This window comes from Bifidobacterium catulorum, assembly GCF_003129925.1.
Lineage (GTDB): Bacteria > Actinomycetota > Actinomycetes > Actinomycetales > Bifidobacteriaceae > Galliscardovia > Galliscardovia catulorum.
On sequence record NZ_QFFN01000020.1, the window covers coordinates 21,605 to 40,776 of the forward strand.

The window sequence follows — 19,172 nt, forward strand, 5'->3', positions numbered from 1 at the left end:
TGTGCTAGTGGCCGGAGAGCCGTCAGCGGTACTGCGGCTCCTCGGAGTCGGCGGGGGCGCTGGCACCGGCCTCGGGGCGGGCGCCGATGTTGAAGCCCAAATCGTCCGCGGCGGAGACCGGGTCGTCGTCCTCCTCCTTCATGTCGATGGCCACGCCCTCGGCGTTGAGCACCTCGACATTCAGGGACAGGGACTGCATTTCCTTGAGCAGAACCTTGAAGGATTCCGGAATGCCTGCGGACGGCAGGTTGTCGCCCTTCACGATGGCGCCATAGACACGCACGCGGCCGTCGACGTCATCGGACTTGATGGTCATCATCTCGTGCAGCGTGTAGGCGGCGCCATAGGCCTCAAGGGCCCACACCTCCATCTCGCCGAATCGCTGGCCACCGAACTGGGCCTTGCCGCCCAGCGGCTGCTGGGTGATCATCGAGTACGGGCCGGTGGAGCGGGCGTGGATCTTGTCGTCCACGAGGTGGTGCAGCTTCAGCATGTACATGTAGCCCACGGAGATCGGCTTGCCGAACGGCTCGCCGGTACGGCCGTCGAACAGCACGGCCTTGCCGTCGTCGCCGACGAGCTTGTCGCCGTCGCGGTTCGGCAGCGTGGTCTTCAGCAAGCCGTTGATGGCGTCCTGATGCACGCCATCGAACACCGGGGTGGCGACCGGGGTGTTCGGATCGGCCTTCTCGGCACCGGCGGGGATGTGCTTCTTCCACTCGGCCTCAAGGTTCGGGTCGATGTTGATGTCCCATCCGGCGTGGGCGATCCAGCCGAGGTGCAGTTCGAGCACCTGGCCGAGGTTCATTCGGGACGGCACGCCCAGCGGGTTGAGCATGATGTCGACCGGGGTGCCGTCGGCGAGGAACGGCATGTCCTCCTCCGGCAGGATGCGGGAGATGCAGCCCTTGTTGCCGTGACGGCCGGCCATCTTGTCGCCCACGGTGATCTTGCGGTGCTGTGCGATGTACACGCGGATCATGTGGTTCACGCCGGTGGGCAGCTCGTCGCCGTCCTCCTCGGCGTCCTCCTTGGTGATCTCCTTGACGGCGATGACCGTGCCGGTCTCGCCGTGGGGCACGCGCAGGGAGGTGTCGCGCACCTCGCGGGACTTCTCGCCGAAGATGGCGCGCAGCAGTCGCTCCTCCGGGGTCAGCTCGGTCTCGCCCTTCGGCGTGACCTTGCCGACGAGGATGTCGCCGGCCTCGACCTCGGCGCCGATGCGGACGATGCCGCGCTCGTCGAGGTTGCTTACCGCGTCCTCGCTCACGTTCGGCAGGTCACGGGTGATCTCCTCGGCACCCAGCTTGGTCTCACGGGCGTCGATCTCATACTCCTCGATGTGGATGGAGCTGAGGGTGTCGTCCTGCACGAGACGCTGGGAGATGATGATGGCGTCCTCGTAGTTGTAGCCGTTCCACGGCATGAAGGCGACCAGCAGGTTCTTGCCCAGGGCCATCTCGCCCTTCTCGGTGGCGGGGCCATCGGCCAGCACGGAGCCCTTCTCCACACGCTCGCCCTCGTGGATGAGCGGCACCTGGTTGTAGCAGGTGGTCTGGTTGGAGCGCTGGAACTTGGCCAGCTTGTAGGAGCTGGTGGTGCCGTCGTCGTTCATCACGCGAATCATGTCGGCGGAGCAGTAGGTCACCACGCCGTCCTTCTCGGCGAGCACGACGTCGCCGGAGTCGACCGCGGCGCGCCATTCGCCGCCGGTGCCCACGAGCGGACGCTCGGACTTGATGAGCGGCACGGCCTGACGCTGCATGTTGGCGCCCATCAGGGCTCGGTGGCCCTCGTCGTGTTCGAGGAACGGAATCAGCGAGGCGCCGACGGAGACCATCTGACGCGGGGAGACGTCCATGTAGTCCACGGAGCTGACCGGGACGTCGACCGCCTCTTCCTCATTGGCCCTGGCCAGGGCGTCGTCATGGACGAAACGGCCCTCGTCGTCGAGCTCCTGGTTGGCCTGGGCAATGACGTGGTCGTTCTCCTGATCGGCCGTCATGTAGACGACGTCATTGGTGACCCGGCCGTCAACGACCTTGCGGTACGGCGTCTCGATGAAGCCGAACGGGTTGACGCGGCCGAAGGTGGCGAGCGAGCCGATCAGACCGATGTTCGGGCCTTCGGGGGACTCGATCGGGCACATGCGGCCGAAGTGGGACGGGTGCACGTCTCGCACGTCCATGGAGGCGCGGTCGCGCGACAGGCCGCCGGGGCCCAACGCGGAGAGACGACGCTTGTTGGTGATGCCGGCCAGCGGGTTGTTCTGGTCCATGAACTGCGACAGCTGGGACGTTCCGAAGAACTCCTTGATCGTCGCGGCCACGGGACGGATGTTCAGCAGGGACTGCGGCGTGATGGCCTCGGCGTCCTGCGTGGTCATGCGCTCGCGCACCACGCGCTCCATGCGGGACAGGCCGGTGCGCAGCTGGTTCTGGATCAGCTCGCCGACCTGACGGATGCGGCGGTTGCCGAAGTGGTCGATGTCGTCGGTCTCGACGCGCAGCTCGATGTCCTCGCCGTCGCGCTTGCCGGCGAACTTGTCCTTGCCCTCGTGGAGCGTCATCAGGTACTTCAGCGTGGCGACGATGTCCTCAAGCTTGAGGCTGCGGTCGTTCACATCGCCTTCGAGGCCCAGCTTGCGGTTGATCTTGTAGCGGCCGACGCGAGCCAGATCGTAGCGCTTGTTGTTGAAGTAGAAGGATTCGAGCAGGTTCTTGCCGGCCTCGGGGGTGGCGGTGTCGCCCGGGCGGATGCGGCGGTACAGCTCGGTGAGGGCGTGGTTGCGAATCTCCTCGTCGTTCGGGCGCTGGTCGATCAGCGGCTTGCCGTTGGAGTCCTTCGGGGTGATGGCGTCCATTTCCTTGGCGAGGGCGTCGCGCATCAACGGGTAGCCTTCGAAGGCCTCGTTGATCTCGCGCTCGGTCATGCCGATGGCCTCAAGGAAGATGACGGCGGACTGCTTGCGCTTGCGGTCCACACGCACGCCGAGCACATCGCGCTTGTCAATCTCGAACTCAAGCCACGCACCGCGGCTCGGGATGATCTTCGCACCGAAGACCTCCTTGTCGCTGGAGCGGTCGCGGCTGCGGTCGAAGTACACGCCCGGGGAGCGCACGAGCTGGGAGACGATGACTCGCTCGGTTCCGCCGATGACGAACGTGCCGTGCGGGGTCTGCAGCGGGAAGTCGCCCATGAACACGGTCTGCGACTTGATCTCCCCGGTGTCGTTGTTGCAGAACTCGGCGTTCACGTACAGCGGCGCGGAATAGGTGTAGTCCTTCTCCTTGCACTCCTGCACGGTGTGGCGGGGCTCTTCGAAGTAGGGGTTGGAGAACGTCAGGCTCATGGTCTGGGCGAAGTTCTCGATCGGGGAGATCTCGCTGAAGACCTCGTCGAGACCGGAGGTGTGGGGCACGGTGTTGGTGCCGTTGGCCTCGTCCTCCTCGACGCGCTTCCTCCAGCGTTCGTTGCCGATGAGCCAGTCGAAGCTATCGGTCTGCACGCCCAGCAGGTACGGGACGTCGATGGGCTCCTTGATGGAACCGAAGTTCACGCGGTTCGAGGCCTTGTGCAGCTCGATGTCATGCTCATCGGCGCGAGCATAGGTTTTAGTGGTGCTTGCTTGTGTGTTTTCGGCAGCCAAGATGGGATGGTCCTTCTCGTTCGCTGTTATTCCATACGTCAGGGAACAGCTGCCGCGGAACTACAATCTTCGCGGGCGGTTCCCCCAGTTTGATGCATGCCCGCTATATGACACACGTCACTAATCAGCAAATCAGATTAGCACATTCGCGCGTGTCGCGCAAGCTGACACGTATACTTCTTGGACTTTCCCATCCCACGCCCGGCTTCGGAACCCTGAACGGAACCGCCGACCGGGACGGCGAGATCACGCCGTACAATCATGGGAAGGGGACAGCATGACCGAACGCACTTCAGGAACACCATCCACGACCGCATCATCCAAAACGACGCCATCCACGACGGACGCGCCCCGGCGACGCATGACCGCATACGAGCAGATGGATTCCCGTCCGCTGACGGGCCATCAGAAAAGCCTCATCGGCCTCGTCGTCCTTGGCAACATCGCGGAGTTCTTCGACATGTTCCTCGTGGGATTCGTCGTCTCCCTGCTCACCGACGCATGGCGACTGACCGGCATGGAGGCGGGCGTCATCCTCGCCTGCTCCGGCCTGGGCACCGTGATCGGCTCGATCATGTGGGGGCGCCTTGCCGACAGGTTCGGCCGTCGTCACGCATTCCAATGGTGCGTCGTCTGCTTCGTGGCGTTCACCATCCTCTCCGTCTTCCTCCCCGACCGCGCATGGATGCCGCTCGCCATCCTGCGCGTCGGCGTCGGCATCGGCGTGGGAGGACTCAACATCACCTCCATCCCATATGTGCAGGAGTTCGTGCCCGCACGGCACCGCGGCCTGCTCTCCGGACTCGCCTCCGTGTTCATCCCCCTCGGACTGCTGCTCGGCTCCGTGGCCCAGGGCGTCGTGGGAGAGAACTGGCGGGCGCTTCTCGCACTCGGCGCCGCCCCCGCACTGCTGCTGCTCTGGCTGCGGACCGTGCCCGAATCCCCGCGCTTCCACCAGTCCCAAGGCCAGGACGGCGAGGCGCGCGCGGCGCTCGCATGGGCCATGGAGATCCCGGCGGACGAAGTCGGCGACCTGCCCGGCGTCGTCTCCGGGACCGTCCGCGGCGAACGGCGATCCGCCTATGCCGCACTGTTCGGAAACCACCTGCGTTCCCTGGCCATCGTCTCCATCGGCTCGTTCTGCTTCATCATGGGCGGATTCGCCATCCAATCCTGGGGCCAGACCCTGCTGAAGGACGCCTTCGGCTTCCCCACCCGGACGGTCGCCTACCTGTTCATGGGCGTGTCCGTCGCCGACTGCATCGGCCGCTTCGCCTCCGCCTGGCTCGCCGACATGATCGGCCGCCGTCTGACCATGTTCGTCTTCGGCATGATCGGAGCCGCCGGCTGTTTCCACGCCGCGATCTTCCATGACTCAGGCTGGCAGTTCTACATCGCCGTGCTCGTCATCATGACGTTCGCGGACGGCGTGTTCGGCATCCTCAACGCCTTCGGCGGCGAACAGTTCCCGAACAACGTGCGCTCCACCGGACTGGGACTGGGCTACGGCATCGGCGCCACCGCGAAAATCGTCGGCCCCGCGCTGATGGGCGCGCTCGTCGGCGGGGACTTCGTCTCCCAGAACATCGACATCGCCGTCATCACCACGGCGTTCACCTTCTTCGGCGCATGTCTGGTCGTCGGAGCGATCATCTATCTTTTCGCCAAGGAGACCAGGGGGCGGGATCTCGAAAGCCTGTAGAGACGCCCCTCAATGCCGCCACGGACGCCCCATACGCATCGTAATACGTGAAATCACCGGAAACCCGCATGACCTCCCGCGGCCTTCGGCGGTAAGGTACGCAATGGCGGGCGCGTCGCCCGCATCGCACGAAACGATCGGAGGCACGAGCATGGGGCTTATCGCGGCGATGCAGGGGTTCTGCGTCATCGGCATCATCATTCTCATCGGCTATATCGCGGCACGGTTCCATATCGGCGGCCCGACCGCGCAGATGGTGCTCAACCGGTTCAGCTACTTCGTCTCCACGCCATGCCTGATGTTCGCGATCCTGTCGAAGGAGCATCTGTCCGACGTGTTCAAGCCATCGATAGCCGTGGCCATCGCGTGCGCGGTGATCACCGGCGCGGTGTTCCTCGCCCTCAACGCCTCGGTCTTCCACCTCAAACCGACCGACGCCACCATCGGTGTGCTCGATTCCATGTATATGAACGCGAACAACATCGGACTGCCCATCGCCACATATATTCTTGGTAATCCGGCGGCGGTCACGCCGATCGTACTCATCCAGCAGGTGCTGTTCACGCCGGCCGCCCTCACCTCGCTGGATCTGGCATCCAGCGGCCGCGTGAGCGCGAAGGCCATCGCCTCCCAGCCGCTGCGGCAGCCCATACTCATCGGCGTGACGATCGGCATCGTCGTGTCCGCAATCAGTGATGCGGTCGGGTGGTTCGTGGTGCCGAGCTACATCTACGACCCGATCAATATCGTCGGCAACTCCGCGGTGCCGCTGATTCTCATGGCGTTCGGCATGTCGCTGCATGGTTCAAAACCGCTGGGAAGGGGATCGAACCGTGCGGCCACCGTCACCGCCGCGCTGCTGAAGAACGCGGTCATGCCGGCGATCGCGTTCGCCATCGCCCGCACCATGGGCTTCCAGGGGCATGACCTGTACGCATGCGTGGTGCTCGCCGCCCTGCCCACGGCGCAGAACGTCTACAACTACGCCGCCCGATACGATGCCGGCACCATGATCGCGCGCGACGGCATCCTACTGAGCACCTTGTCGTCACCGATCTTCATCTTCGCCATCGCAGCCCTGCTCGGCTGATCGCCAGCCGTCAGCATCGCGACAGGCCGGTCACGCCGACGACATCACGAACGACTAGGAATACAACCATGAGCAAGAACCCCGATACGAATGCGAGTCCGACGGCCGACCATGCCGCCATGCGCGCCCCCGTCCGTCCGGTGCACGACATCCCGCCGCTGAGCGGCTACTCCCGTTCGGTCATCGACCGTCTGGGATTGCAGGCGCATCCGGAGGGCGGATGGTATGTGCGCGACTGGCAGTCCCCGTCTTCGGCCCCGTCCGACCTCACCGACGCGACGCGACCCGGTGTCTCCACCGTAGTCGGCAACCGGCCGCTCGCATCGCTGATCTACTTCCTGCTGCCGCAAGGCGATTACAGCGACTGGCATCGGGTGGATGCCGACGAGCTATGGCTATGGCACGGACCGGGCACCGTGACGCTTGAGCTGGCGGGCGACGGGAACGAGCCGGATCCCAGGGCTGTCCGACGCATCACATTGGGGGAAGGGCTGCGTACGGCGACACTCCCCGTCTCGGTGACGGGCCACGCGATCGTGCCGGCGGGCATCTGGCAGCGAACCATCCCCGGGAATGAAGACGCACTGGTCTCCTGCGTGGTCTCCCCCGGATTCACCTTCAACGGCTTCACACTCGCGGACCGCGCCCGCTGACAACCGCGGGGACGGCACAATAGCAGACGCGGCACCAGCACAAATCCGCTCCGAAGGAGGCTGCCCAAGACCGAGGCCATCCACGGCAAGACCTCGACACGACACAGTCCTGGCTTCCGCAACGTCAACGGCTGCATCGTCCGAAGCCGGATGCACTTCAGCGGGTCCAGCCGTGCCATCCGAATCCAGCCATGACGCATCGCTCGCACTCCGGAAAGCAAAGGGCCATCAATCTTCGTTTTGGGAGTGTTTTCCCGCACCCTGCAGAGACCAATCCTCACTTTTGGAGTGCCGTATCCGGCAATCCCCGGATACGATCACTGCAATTCCAACGGCCATATCCGGCGTCGCAGAATCGTAACACTCCCAAAATAAAGATTGATATCCGCAAAGCCGTAGATGTACTCCCAAAACGGAGATAGCCGCCTCACTTCCCCTGCAACGTGCCGTAGCGCCACCGTCGGCCATCGGCCACCCACTCGATCGGATGATGCACAAGCCCAATACGCTTCCCCGAAACCTGTTCGATGCGTGCGGCCACCCGCTCGGCAAGCCTTCTACGCGATTCCTCGTCCTTAAGATCCTCGTAGAACACCGTGATCACTATCCATCCCCATAGCTCCAGCTCCTCACGACGCCGACTGTCGTCCTTCCACTGGTATCGATGATGCTCCCCGTCGTACTCAATCGCTATTTTCCATTGCGGATACGCCATGTCGAGGTAATAGAACCCCTTGCCATCCCCTCGGGGAACCGGCACATTCACCTCGGGTACCGGAAGGCTCCAGCAGGTTATCGCGTTGCGTGTGCGCGTCTCATAGGAGGAATCGGTTCCCTCCCGGGCAAGGCGCAACGCCTGACGGCATCGGCGCACCCCCTTGAATCTCCCGCCTTCCTCCAGTTCGCGGGAGAGGTGCTCAAGTGTAAGACGTTTCAACCGCCCGTCGCGTCTCATCAGATTGTCGGTAAGCACCACGAGCTCGTCCAAAGGAAGGAATGCGGCGTAGTGCATCCATACGTCCGGTAGAGCCACGCAGCGGAATCGCCGTTCCACAAGCGTCACGCCGAATCCACGGGCGTAATGGTGGAATCGCACGCCATCCAGGTTGTACCGCTCGGCGGGGTTCCGGACCGCCGCGTGGCATATATCCTTGTTCAGCACCGAATCCCTGGGCGGTTCCACCGATTGCAGCTCCAGCGAGGTGCATAAATCGAACACCAGCTCGTTGCGGGTCCGCTCCATCGCCTCGGAGCAGACCCGCATTCTCCGGTGTTTCGCATCGGTCAGTTCGCGTAATGCCTTGGATCCATCGCTCATGGCCCCACGCTATGCGTCCCATAAACCGCGGTGCAACCCACAGGGACAATGTGGACAACCGGAGCCCCCATCCCCACGATGAGACGAAAGGCCGGCAACCATGACGCAAGCCGGCCGCCCCGGCATTGTTACGACCGCGTGTAGCCATGTCAGAAACCGGTAACATACGCCGGGCGTATGATGACGGCAGCCGAACAAGAACGTCGTATGCACCACGGTCCAACCGATATCGGCGGCAGGCCCTCCAACGACGGCATCCACGACGAGACAGGGGAGGAACGATATGTCAGGCAGAACGCCATACGTATTCAACATCCAGCACTTCTCCACGCACGACGGCCCGGGCGTACGCACAACGATCTTCTTCAAGGGCTGCCCGCTGCGCTGCGAATGGTGCCATAATCCCGAAAGCCAGCTGTTCACACCCGAGACCATGACCGGCAAGGACGGCAAGATCGAACGGGTCGGCAGGCAATACACCATCGACGAACTCGTCGACGACGTGCTCAAGGACCACATGATCTACGACCAGTCGGGCGGCGGGGTCACGCTTTCCGGCGGCGAGGTGCTGGCCATGGACCACGACTACATCATGGAGCTCGTGCGCCGTCTCGACGAGCAGGAGATCAGCATCGGCATCGACACATGCGGGGTCGCCGCCTCCAGAACCGTAGAGGAGATGTGCGACTACGCCGACTTCTTCCTCTACGACCTCAAATTCATCGACGACGACCTGCACAAACGCTATACCGGCGGCTCGAACCATCTGGTATTGAAGAACCTCCGGATCCTCGCCAAGAACAACGCGCGCATATTCCTGCGTCTCATCATGCTGCCCGGCATCAACACCGACAAGGACATGATCGAACGCACCATGCTGTGGCTGCGTGCGAACCACATCCCCGTCGAGCAGGTGGACATCCTCCCCTACCACAAGTACGGCATGGACAAGTACGCCAAGCTCGGACGCAAGGCCATCTACTTCGACGTGCCCTCGGACGAGCAGATGCAGGAGGTCAAGGCCGAGATAGAGAAGTTCTACGACAACGTGACCATCGGCGGATAGCGCCCACGAGGACGGTCGGACGGGTAGACGATGGCAACACGGGCGGCGTGGTTTTGGCCGCCGTCCGTGCCATAATCGGCACCGAAGCCGATCGTCGTGTTGCAGGCCTGTTACATCGGTCGCGACACGCATAACACGACGGCGCTACGATAGCCGCAATGCAACGCAAACCGGAGGGAGGCATGGCGATGAACGATTTCACTGACGGCGTCTTCACGATCGACGCCGCATTCGATTCGCCGCTCTCCGCGTCCGCCCGCGTTCTCGGCCTCATGGACGGCTGCATGCGCTCGCGCAAGCGCAGCCAGGGCCATCCCGGCGCACGAAGCGGCGCGGAAACCATTCTCAAATAACCGTCAGGCGCATAGAGGCGCCCGGCATCCGGCGACCAGCCGATTTTCACCTCAGCGAAGGCGACGCCCCGCCGATCACGGCCGGACCGGTTCCCCGTTCCGTCGAACGGCATCGTCATCCCGCACGAGCGGCATAGCCGACCCGAACGAACGACGGTACGCCGTCCCTTTCCTACATACCCATACCTATATCCATATCTTCAATATCCGCAATCTCAGGGGGATTCACCAATCATGACCACCGCAACCATCACACCGACCGGCGTCGACACCGGCATCAACTGGGACGAGAAGCGCGGCTCCACCATGCGCACCAAGCGCCTGCGCGAGCTGAGCGAGACCACGCATCCGAGCATCTCGCTCGAACGCGCACTCATCGAGACCGAAGTGTACAAGCAGTACGAAGGCAAGGTTCCCACGCCGGTGCTGCGCGGCATCTTCTTCAAGACTCTGATGGAGAAGCGCACGCTGTATCTGGGCGACGATGAGCTGATCGTCGGCGAGAAGGGCGTGGGCCCGCAGTCCGCGCCGACCTTCCCGGAACTGTGCTGCCACAGCCTTGAGGATCTCGACAACATGAACAACCGCGAGCATGTCTCCTTCTCGGTGACCGAGGAGCAGAAGGAAATCCAGCGCGACGTGATCATCCCGTTCTGGCAGGATCGCGCCTCGATGACCAAGATGATGAACATGCTGCCCGAGGAATGGCATCTGCTGTTCGAAGGCGGCATGTACACCGAGTTCATGGCCCAGCGCGGCCCGGGTCACACCGTGGCCGACGGCAAGATCTACAAGGCCGGCTACGCGGACTTCATGAAGCGCATCGACGACGAGCTCGCCGCCATCGACTACAACAACGACATGGACGCCGAGCACAAGCAGTCCGAGCTGCAGGCCATGCATCTGGTGTGCGAGGGCATGATCGTCCTCGGCCAGCGCTACGCCGCCCTGGCACGAGAGAAGGCCGCCGAATGCGACGATCCGGTGCGCCGTGAGGAGCTCGAACAGCTCGCCGAGGTGTGCGACCGCGTGCCCGCCCACGCGCCGCGCACCTTCCGCGAGGCGATTCAGATGTACTGGTTCACCCACATCGGCGTCACCTCGGAGATGAACAACTGGGACGCCTACTCCCCCGGCAAGTTCGACCAGCATCTTGAGCCGTTCTACAACCGTGAGGTGGCCGCCGGCACGCTCACCCGCGAGCAGGCCCGCGAATACCTGGAGTGCCTGTGGGTGAAGTTCAACAACCAGCCGGCCCCGCCGAAGGTGGGCATCACGCTGAAGGAGTCCGCCACCTACACCGACTTCTGCAACTTCAACACCGGCGCACTGCGCCCGGACGGCACCTGCGGCGTGAGCGACGTGAGCTACCTGATCCTTGAGGTCATGGACGAGATGAAGCTGCTGCAGCCGAGCTCGAACGTGCAGATCAGCCGCAAGACCCCGGAGCACTTCCTGCACGAGGCCGTGAAGATCAGCCGCAAGGGCTGGGGACAGCCGGCGTTCTACAACTCCGACGCCATCATCCAGGAACTGCTGAACATGGGCAAGTCGCTCGACGACGCCCGCGAGGCCGGCATCGCCTCCGGCTGCGTGGAGACCGGCACCGCCGGCAAGGAGGCCTATGTGCTCACCGGCTACCTGAACGTGCCGAAGGTGCTGGAGCTGGTGATGTACCGCGGTTACGACCACTACACCGGCAAGAAGATCGGCCTCGATTGCGGCGATCCGCGCGACTTCACGAGCTTTGACGAGCTCTACGCCGCGTTCGAGAAGGAGCTGAAGTACGTCACCGACATCAAGGTGGCCGGCAACAACCTCATCGAGCGGCTGTTCATGGACACGCTGCCCGTGCCGCTGCTGTCGGTGATCACCGACGACTGCATCGCCAAGGCCAAGAACTACAACTGCGGCGGCGCCCGATACAACACGAGCTACATCCAGTGCGTGGGCATGGGCACCGTCACCGACTCGCTCACCGTGTTCAAGAAGCAGGTCTTCGAAGACAAGCGCTTCTCCATGGATGAGGTGCTCGCCGCCTGCGAGGCCGACTTCAAGGGCTACGACGACATGTTCGACCAGGTGTTCAACCACACCCCGAAGTACGGCAACGACGACGACTACGCCGACGACGTGCTGCGCGAGGTCTCCGAGTCGCTGCAGAAGATCGTGGCGGGCCGCCCGACCCCGAAGGGCTCCAAGACCATCGTGGAGTTCCTGCCGACCACCTGCCACGTGTACTTCGGCCAGACGATGATCGCCTCCCCGAACGGACGCCACGAGCACATCGCACTGCCCGACGGAATCGCGCCGGAAAAGGGCGCGGACATCAACGGGCCGACCGCCGTGATCCGCTCCGCCGCCAAGATGGACCAGCTCAAGACCGGCGGTGCGCTGCTCAACCAGAAGTTCACGCCGCAGGTGGTGGCCGGCAAGAAGGGCATTCTCGGAATGAGCGCCCTGATTCGCAGCTACTTCGCGATGGACGGCCATCACATCCAGTTCAACGTGATCGACCGCGCCACGCTGATCGACGCGCAGAAGCATCCGGAGCAGTACAAGGATCTGATTGTCCGCGTGGCCGGTTACTCCGACTACTTCAACAACCTAGACAAGGCCCTGCAGGACGAGATCATCGCCCGCACCGAGCAGAGTCTGTGACATCCTCCGAATAGCGAAGAAAGGTCCTTGGATTCGTACGAATCCAAGGACCTTTCCGTTCCGGGTCCGACCTCCAACGCCTTCATCAGCCAGACCACGGATCCCAGCGGTAATCCCAGCGGCCGCGGCCCTCCCCGCCGTGTCGAGGCGTCATTGGAACCGCACGCCGCGGATATCGCTTTCGGACCGGTCACCCGCACGGGGAACCGGCATCACACCAGGAACCCTTCGGGATAGATGTCGGTGGAGTCGATCTCGAAGGTGCTGACGCCGGTGATGAACGCCTTGCCGGTGATCTGCGGCACAATCGCCTCGTGGCCGGCAACCGTGGTGCGCGAAGCCGGGCACCCGATGAACTTCGAACCGGTGATCGACTCGAACACGGCACTGTCGCCGATCTCCATCTCGCCATGCGCCACCAACGTGGCCAGCTTGGCGCTCGTACCGGTGCCGCAGGGGGAACGATCCACCTGCCGGCCGCCGAACACCACGCCGTTGCGGTAATGTCCGGTCGCGGCGTCGACCTGACCGAACTCCACCAAATCCACGCCGTGAATGTCGACCAGCGGATGCCGCACGTCGAGCTGTTCGCGTGCGGAGCGCAGGATCGCCATGCCGATGTCGGCGATCTCCTGCGAATGAGCGGCCTCGATGTCGTAGCCGAGGCCGAGCGAGTCGAAGTCCACGAGCGCGAAGAAACTGCCGCCGAACGATATGGTGGCCTTGACGTCGTGCACGGGGATGCCCGGCTCGTCCACGTGGATGGTCACGTCGTCCATGGCGACGAACGCGGGCACGTTGGTGAGCGTGGCGTTCTTCACCTCGTGGCCGCGCACGTGTACGGTCACGGTGATGAGCCCGGCGGGCGTGTCGAGATGCACGTCGATGTCGTCGTCGGCGATGGCGGCGAACGACGGGTATCGGCCGGTCACGAGGCCGGATTCGACGGCGAACGTGGAGACGCCGATCGAACCATGCCCGCACATGTTGAGGTATCCGCCCGAATCGGTGAATACGGCCCCGAGGTCGGCGTCGGGCCGCGTGGGCTTGAACAGAATCGCGCCGAACATGTCGCGGTGCCCGCGTGGCTCCAGCATGAGGATCTTGCGGATGCCGTCGTATTCGTTGATGAGCTTGTCGCGCACAGCGATGGCGCTGGGCTCGGCGTCGAGCGCGGACAGCCCGCCGACGAGTATGCGCGTGGGCTCGCCCTGCGTATGCGATTCCACGGTGGTCAGCCGTGGACTGGAGGCGAACATCGCATCGTCGAGGACGGCCTTCGCCGCCGCCAGCGTCTTGGTGTGGAAAGTGGACGGAACCTGTATCATGCCGGCAACGTTCATCATGCATCTCCTCGGTTCGGCGCCTGATTACGCCTGCGGAGGATCGAAGCCGGCCGAGCCCGCGACCGTGGGCGGCGCTACAGGTGCCGCACGAAGCGGTCGAGCACTTCGGCGACGATCCGGGTGGGCTCCCCCACCAGCGGCTGCGAGCCCTGATGCAGGCACCAGTCGTACAGCATCGATCGTTCCGCCATCGCATACAGGCGGACAATGTCATGCGTGGAATAGTCCCGTGTGATCTCGCCCCTGTCCTGGCCGCGTGCGAAAAGCCTGCGGTGGATGGCGAAATAGAAGCGGTCCTGATTCACCAGTGACCGGTCTCCACGCTCGTTGAGCTGCGACGCCAGCTGGGCGCCGAGCAGTTCGACCGGCACATGCCGTTCGATCCAGCCGAACATCTGCACGTTGAGATAATGGACCTGTTCGACCACCGATCCGTCGGGGTCGAGTTCGGTGTCCATCTCGCGGTATTTCTCGTCGAACACGTCGCTCAGGGTTCCCAACAGCGCGGATTTGCCTTGGAAATGATGGTAGAACGTGCCTTTGGCGATTCCCGCCTTGGCGATGATGTCATCGATGGTGGTCTTCTCGTAGCCTTTTTCCTTGAAAAGGTCCCAGGAAGCGTCGATGATGCTGCCTCGTGCGTCTCGTGCCATGGACAGGTCCCGCCTTTCGCCCCGTGTTCCGTCATGGAGCCGTTACGTAGATGTGACTCCATCATAGAACCGTATCGTTTGGACGTGTCCCGCCGCCTTGCACGGATGCGACCGGATCGGTCATGCGGATTGGTTTGCTTGTCCGATCGGGCGTCCGCGGCGCCCATGCGTCCGACCGTCCCCGATTCATACGACCGACGTATCATGCGGCGGGGCGACGGTCATGCGACGTACGCCCCGCCGTCGATGGACGGTCCGGACTACCGGACTGCTTAACGATCGGACGGTCCGGACTACCGGACGGATCAGACGTTGTGGCGGTATTCGTACGGCAACGCCTTCATCTGACCGAAGTGGTCGAACTCCTCCATCGCGTTGAGGGTGTCCTTGAGGATTCCCATCTGCATGGTCGGGTTGTTGGGCTCGCCGGCGTTGGACCCGATCGGCACGAGCGGAGCGGTGATGCGCGGCGCGCCCTGCTGGCGGGCGATCGGGGGCAGGGCCGCGATGATGCAGGTGCTCATGCCGGCCTCCTCGCAGCATCGCAACACGAGTGTGCAGGAGCGGTGGCAGGTGCCGCAGCCGCCGGTGGCGAGCACGATGTCGGCGCCTTCGGCCTTGAGCTTCCTGGCGATTTCGGGGCCGGTGACGTGTTCGAACTTGTCGACGTTGCCGCCACCGCCCATGAAGCCGAAGAAGGTGGGGACGAGCGAGCCTATGAATCCCTCCTTGACGAGTTCGCGCAGGCGGTCGATGGGCAGCATGGCGTTGACGTCCTTGTTGATGTCGGAGTTGTCGAATCCGCCGTGGGTGACCATGAGCTGGTCGGACGGGGTGTCGCTGGGGATCTCGCGGTAGCTCCAGTCGCCGGCGGTGTTGAACGGCGTCTGGTCCTTCTTGTGGATGCCGCCGGAGGTGATGAACGCGACCTTGCATTCGCTCAGCGGCTTGGTGAGCGGGGTCCAGACGGGCTTGGGCGTCCATGGCACGTAGATTTCGGACTTGAGTCCCTTGGCTGTCGTCAGCTTGAATGCGGTAGGCATGATGTGCTCCTTTGATTCGTGAATGACGTTGGTGATTGCGTGGATGTGGGTGTGGGTGTTGCGCGATGCCGTGTCGGTCGGCGTCGTACGGACGCGTGGTCAGATGACGTTGACGTAGCTGAGGTAGAACTCGCATTCCTCACCCACCGCGAGCGGCTTGTCGGTGTAGACCAGCCGCAATGGCAGCGAGAGCACGCCCATGCGCCCGTTGACGCCGATTCGCACGCCGACCTCGGTGACTTCCTTGATGACCCCTTTGAGCAGGAGCGGTTTGAGTTCCACCTGCATGACGTCTCCTTCATCGTGTGTTTGGATGGGCTACTTGACGAGCTGCTTGTTGGCCTCGATGACCGACTCGTCCCACTTGTGCTCCGGCGGTTCGATCGGGATGCCGGCCATCTTGGTCTTGAGCATCAGGATCGCGCGATCGGCGTCCTCCGGGGTGGTGGTGTTGTCGGCGAGGATCTCGTTCTCGAAGCCCTCCGGGTCCTTGTTGAGCTCGATCATGGCGTCCATGTACTTGTTGCCGACGACCAGCTGTCCCTGGTAGGCGGCGAAGGTGACGCCCACGACCGGCACGCCGCGCGAGCCGATGGCGGCGATGTTCTCGGAGAAGTCGATGTGGTTGTTGCCGAAGCCTTCGGTGGTGACGATCGCCCCGTCGACCTCCATGGCCTCGATGAGTGCGCCGAGCCGTTCGGAGACGAAGGTCTTCTCGTCGTTGACCTGCGGCGATCCGATGAACACCACGCCGGTCAGGTCGAGCTCCTCGTCGGTCTGCAGGGCCTCGACCATGGGCTCGCGGAAGAAGTGGCGGGTGATCTCCTTGGTGGCGGGCCCGATGCAGGCAAGCGCGTGGATGCCGCCGTCGAGCACCTCGTTGGGGCTGAGCACCACGGGCACGTTGCCGAGGTCGACGTTCTTCTGGCCGCCCTTGACGCCGCAGGGTTCGGTCGGCACGAGCAGGTTGTCGTGCATGGCGCCCTGACCCATGATCTCCTTGACGAGCACCACGCGGGGCCTGCCGGCGCGGCGGACGTCCCTGAACGTCTCCTCCTTGACGGGCTCGACGCCGTCGAGCTTCTTGATGGCCTCGCGGCAGGCGTGCACGATCACGTCGGCGGCGCTGTGGGCTGCGAACGGTCCGCGGCGCTCCATGCCGGTGCCTTCCTGGATCTTCACGTCCACACGGATCATGATGTCGTCTTCGTCGGGGCAACCGGGTCGTCCGTAACGGATCTTCTCGTCCATGTAGCCTTCGCACGAGCCGAATTCGTGCACCTGCACGCCGGCCTCATCCATGCCGGTGAGGACGAAGACCGCGCCGGAGAGCACGTTGGTCACACCTTCGCCGAGCTTGCCCTCGGCCTTGGCGGCGATGGGGATGACGTCCATGATGGTGTTGGAGTAGACGTGGCGTTCGGACGGTTCGATGATCTTCATCTCGACGTCCTTGACCAGCGGATCGGCCTTCTTGGCGGCCTCGACGAGGGATTCGTCGATGGTGAGCACGCCGCCCTCGTACGATGTGGCGTCGCCGAGCTCGACCTTGGTGACCGGATAGTCCTTCTTGACGAGGGTGCGCATGACCTTGTCGGCGGGCGCGGGCTCCTCGGCCGGGGACGGAACCGGCGCCGCGGCGCAGGCCGGCGGCACCGGCGTTCCGGCGACGGGTGCGCCGCCTGCCGGGAAGACGAGGTCGAGGCCTTCGGCCCTGTCGAGGTGCAGGGGCACGTCGCCGTCGGACGCGGGCGCCGCCGGGGCGGCCGGCCCGGCGCAGCAGGAGCACGGCTCCTCGACGCCGTCCTCGGGCCCCTCCGCTTCGTCGACGGGTTCCGCGGCCGGGGTCTCCTTCACGCCGTCGAGCAGTTCGGGGGTGAGCTGGGTGAGCGCCTCGCCGTCGTTGACGAGCGTGGCGCCGAGCGCCTGCTGGATGGTGAGTCCGCCCTCCTTGAGGGTCATGAGGTTGGAGTCGACGAGGTCGGGGAAGATCGTGGGGTCCTCGAAGTCGGCGGCGCTCAGCACGGTGCCGGCGGGTCGGCGGCAGCACAGCACCGCCGGATCGTTGAGATGCGCTTCGAGCGTTTCCTTGGAGAGCGACATTTCTGGTTCCTTTCCCTGGGTTGTTGATGATGGTACGTTGTGGAAGCTATGGTCACGCGGCCTTGACGGTCTTGCGGAAGGCGCGGATGATGGGTTCGTCGCCGGCCCTCATGAAGGCGTCGGTGGCGTGGTGAACGCGCATGCCGAGCTTGGGGGCCACCTGCATCACCGTGTTGGAGCAGTCGGTGCAGTGGGAGATCAGCACGCTTTCGGCCCCTTCCTTCTTCAGGGCGATGATGTTCTGCGCCTGGCCGGGGCAGATGCCGGGGTTGCGGCATTTGAGCCGGCCGTTGGGCAGCCGGCAGGCGTTCTTGCACAGGCGCACGTCCACGAGCGGTGCGCCCTTGGCCTTGACGATGGCCCGGAGACGGTCCTCGCCGGCGCCGCATGCGCACACGATGATGCCCATGGGACCGGGGTCGGGAATCTCCGGTCCGGCGATGATGATGCCGCCGCAGGTCTCCGACACGGTGTCGTCGAGCGAGCCGAGATGCCCCATATACGGGCCGCCGATCATGATCTGCTCGTCGGCCGTGGGCTCGTGCACGTGAAGCGCGGCCAGCACCTCGCGCACGGTGACGCCGATCGGCACGTCGTAGACGACGATGCTGACGTCGTCGTCGAAGCCGCTGCCTTCGATGTGTCCGGCGACGGTGAGGTCCTTGGTGGTGACGGCCAGGTTCCCGATGACGGCGTCGTGCACGCGCATCAGCGACTCGACGTTCATGACGACGGCGCCGGCCGCGCTGGGGATGGCGTCGGGTGGCAGCAGCGTGCCGAGCACGTCGCGCACGATGGCGCGTTCGTCGCCGGCCGGGTAGCGGTCCTTGAGGAAGGCGATCTCGATGTCCGGGTCGACGTCGAAGCCGTATTCGCCGGACGCCGCCTCGTCCAATGCCGCCTGGAGCGAACGCACGGCCGTGATGTTCTTCGGCTTGATCGCCACGATGCCTCGTTCGGCGCCGACCTCCCGCATGGCTATGGTCAGTCCGGAGAGCACCTTGGCGGCGTCGGTCTCAAGACGGGCGGTGTTGTGTTCGAGCAGCGGCTCGCATTCGGCCGCGTTGGCGATGACCGTTGCGCAGCCTTTGCCGAACTTGAGTTTCTTGAACGTGGGGAATCCGGCGCCACCCATGCCGACAAGTCCGGACTCCTCGATTTTTTCGAGCGGCGTAGCGTCGGCGTCGGCTATCTTCCGGACCGGCACCTCGGCGAACAGTTCCGCGGATCGAATGACGTGATGCTGTCGTGCTGTCATGAGACCCACCCCTTTCTTTCTTGCCGTCCACGTTTCCGGAACCAATTCATATATTCGTTGTTCTAGAACGTGTTCTATTTATAAAGTATAGCTATCCGTGTTACACGCCATATTTTCGGCTCTTCGGGTGTTTGTGTGGGTGTGGATCACTGGTCCGGCCTGCTGGTTATTGGCGTCCGGGGAGTTGTAGGTCGAGTCCTCCGCATTTGAGCATGACGAGGCTGATGAGGTTGTCGAGGTTGCGGTAGCCGTAGCCGATCTTGATGGTGGTCTTGAT

General features: G+C 63.8%; 14 protein-coding genes. 6 read left to right on the forward strand and 8 right to left on the reverse strand.

The genetic code is table 11. The annotated features are described in order from the left end of the window. Positions 1 to 22: 22 nt before the first annotated feature. Positions 23 to 3,649 carry a DNA-directed RNA polymerase subunit beta gene (rpoB, locus tag DF200_RS07380; RefSeq protein ID WP_109137637.1) on the reverse strand — a complete coding sequence of 1,209 codons (3,627 nt, stop codon included), beginning with the start codon at positions 3,647 to 3,649 and terminating at the stop codon, positions 23 to 25. A gap of 277 nt (positions 3,650 to 3,926) precedes the next feature. Here rpoB and DF200_RS07385 point away from each other — a divergent pair, with 277 nt between their 5' ends. From DF200_RS07385 to DF200_RS07395, 3 genes are all read left to right on the forward strand, one after another. Continuing rightward, complete coding sequence (locus DF200_RS07385) at positions 3,927 to 5,351, forward strand: MFS transporter (protein WP_206603426.1); 1,425 nt, start codon at positions 3,927 to 3,929, stop codon at positions 5,349 to 5,351. Between the two features lie 151 nt (positions 5,352 to 5,502). Continuing rightward, complete coding sequence (locus tag DF200_RS07390) at positions 5,503 to 6,441, forward strand: AEC family transporter (RefSeq protein WP_170112496.1); 939 nt, start codon at positions 5,503 to 5,505, stop codon at positions 6,439 to 6,441. A gap of 119 nt (positions 6,442 to 6,560) precedes the next feature. Then, positions 6,561 to 7,094, forward strand: a complete 534-nt coding sequence (locus DF200_RS07395; RefSeq protein WP_109137654.1) for a cupin domain-containing protein — start codon at positions 6,561 to 6,563, stop codon at positions 7,092 to 7,094. A gap of 427 nt (positions 7,095 to 7,521) precedes the next feature. On the opposite strand, the gene DF200_RS07400 is transcribed toward DF200_RS07395, so the two are convergent. Continuing rightward, on the reverse strand, positions 7,522 to 8,412 hold the full coding sequence (locus DF200_RS07400; protein WP_109137639.1) for a DUF559 domain-containing protein: 891 nt from the start codon (positions 8,410 to 8,412) through the stop codon (positions 7,522 to 7,524). Positions 8,413 to 8,695: 283 nt separating this feature from the next. Between DF200_RS07400 and DF200_RS07405 the strand changes: the two genes are divergently transcribed. The 3 genes from DF200_RS07405 to hypD all read left to right on the forward strand — a co-directional run bounded on the left by DF200_RS07405 (position 8,696) and on the right by hypD (position 12,492). Further along, entirely contained in the window at positions 8,696 to 9,478 is a 783-nt protein-coding gene (locus DF200_RS07405; protein WP_109137640.1) for a glycyl-radical enzyme activating protein, read from the forward strand. A gap of 188 nt (positions 9,479 to 9,666) precedes the next feature. Beyond that, on the forward strand, positions 9,667 to 9,831 hold the full coding sequence (locus tag DF200_RS10820; RefSeq protein ID WP_158275807.1) for a hypothetical protein: 165 nt from the start codon (positions 9,667 to 9,669) through the stop codon (positions 9,829 to 9,831). 234 nt (positions 9,832 to 10,065) lie between these two features. Beyond that, entirely contained in the window at positions 10,066 to 12,492 is a 2,427-nt protein-coding gene (gene hypD, locus DF200_RS07415) for a trans-4-hydroxy-L-proline dehydratase (protein ID WP_109137642.1), read from the forward strand. Between the two features lie 212 nt (positions 12,493 to 12,704). On the opposite strand, the gene DF200_RS07420 is transcribed toward hypD, so the two are convergent. The 6 genes from DF200_RS07420 to DF200_RS07445 all read right to left on the reverse strand — a co-directional run bounded on the left by DF200_RS07420 (position 12,705) and on the right by DF200_RS07445 (position 18,895). Then, positions 12,705 to 13,838 carry a proline racemase family protein gene (locus DF200_RS07420; protein ID WP_109137643.1) on the reverse strand — a complete coding sequence of 378 codons (1,134 nt, stop codon included), beginning with the start codon at positions 13,836 to 13,838 and terminating at the stop codon, positions 12,705 to 12,707. 74 nt (positions 13,839 to 13,912) lie between these two features. Then, a complete protein-coding gene (locus DF200_RS07425) occupies positions 13,913 to 14,491 on the reverse strand; it encodes a TetR/AcrR family transcriptional regulator (protein WP_109137644.1) in 579 nt (192 codons plus the stop codon). A 305-nt stretch (positions 14,492 to 14,796) separates the two neighbouring features. Continuing rightward, positions 14,797 to 15,534, reverse strand: a complete 738-nt coding sequence (gene prdB, locus DF200_RS07430; protein ID WP_109137645.1) for a D-proline reductase (dithiol) protein PrdB — start codon at positions 15,532 to 15,534, stop codon at positions 14,797 to 14,799. A 99-nt stretch (positions 15,535 to 15,633) separates the two neighbouring features. After that, complete coding sequence (locus DF200_RS07435) at positions 15,634 to 15,822, reverse strand: CBO2463/CBO2479 domain-containing protein (RefSeq protein WP_109137646.1); 189 nt, start codon at positions 15,820 to 15,822, stop codon at positions 15,634 to 15,636. Positions 15,823 to 15,852: 30 nt separating this feature from the next. Then, on the reverse strand, positions 15,853 to 17,637 hold the full coding sequence (prdA, locus tag DF200_RS07440; protein ID WP_109137647.1) for a D-proline reductase (dithiol) proprotein PrdA: 1,785 nt from the start codon (positions 17,635 to 17,637) through the stop codon (positions 15,853 to 15,855). A 52-nt stretch (positions 17,638 to 17,689) separates the two neighbouring features. Next, the gene (locus DF200_RS07445; RefSeq protein ID WP_109137648.1) at positions 17,690 to 18,895 is read right to left on the reverse strand and encodes a proline reductase-associated electron transfer protein PrdC; all 1,206 of its coding nucleotides are present in this window, start codon (positions 18,893 to 18,895) and stop codon (positions 17,690 to 17,692) included. Between the last annotated feature and the right edge of the window lie 277 nt (positions 18,896 to 19,172).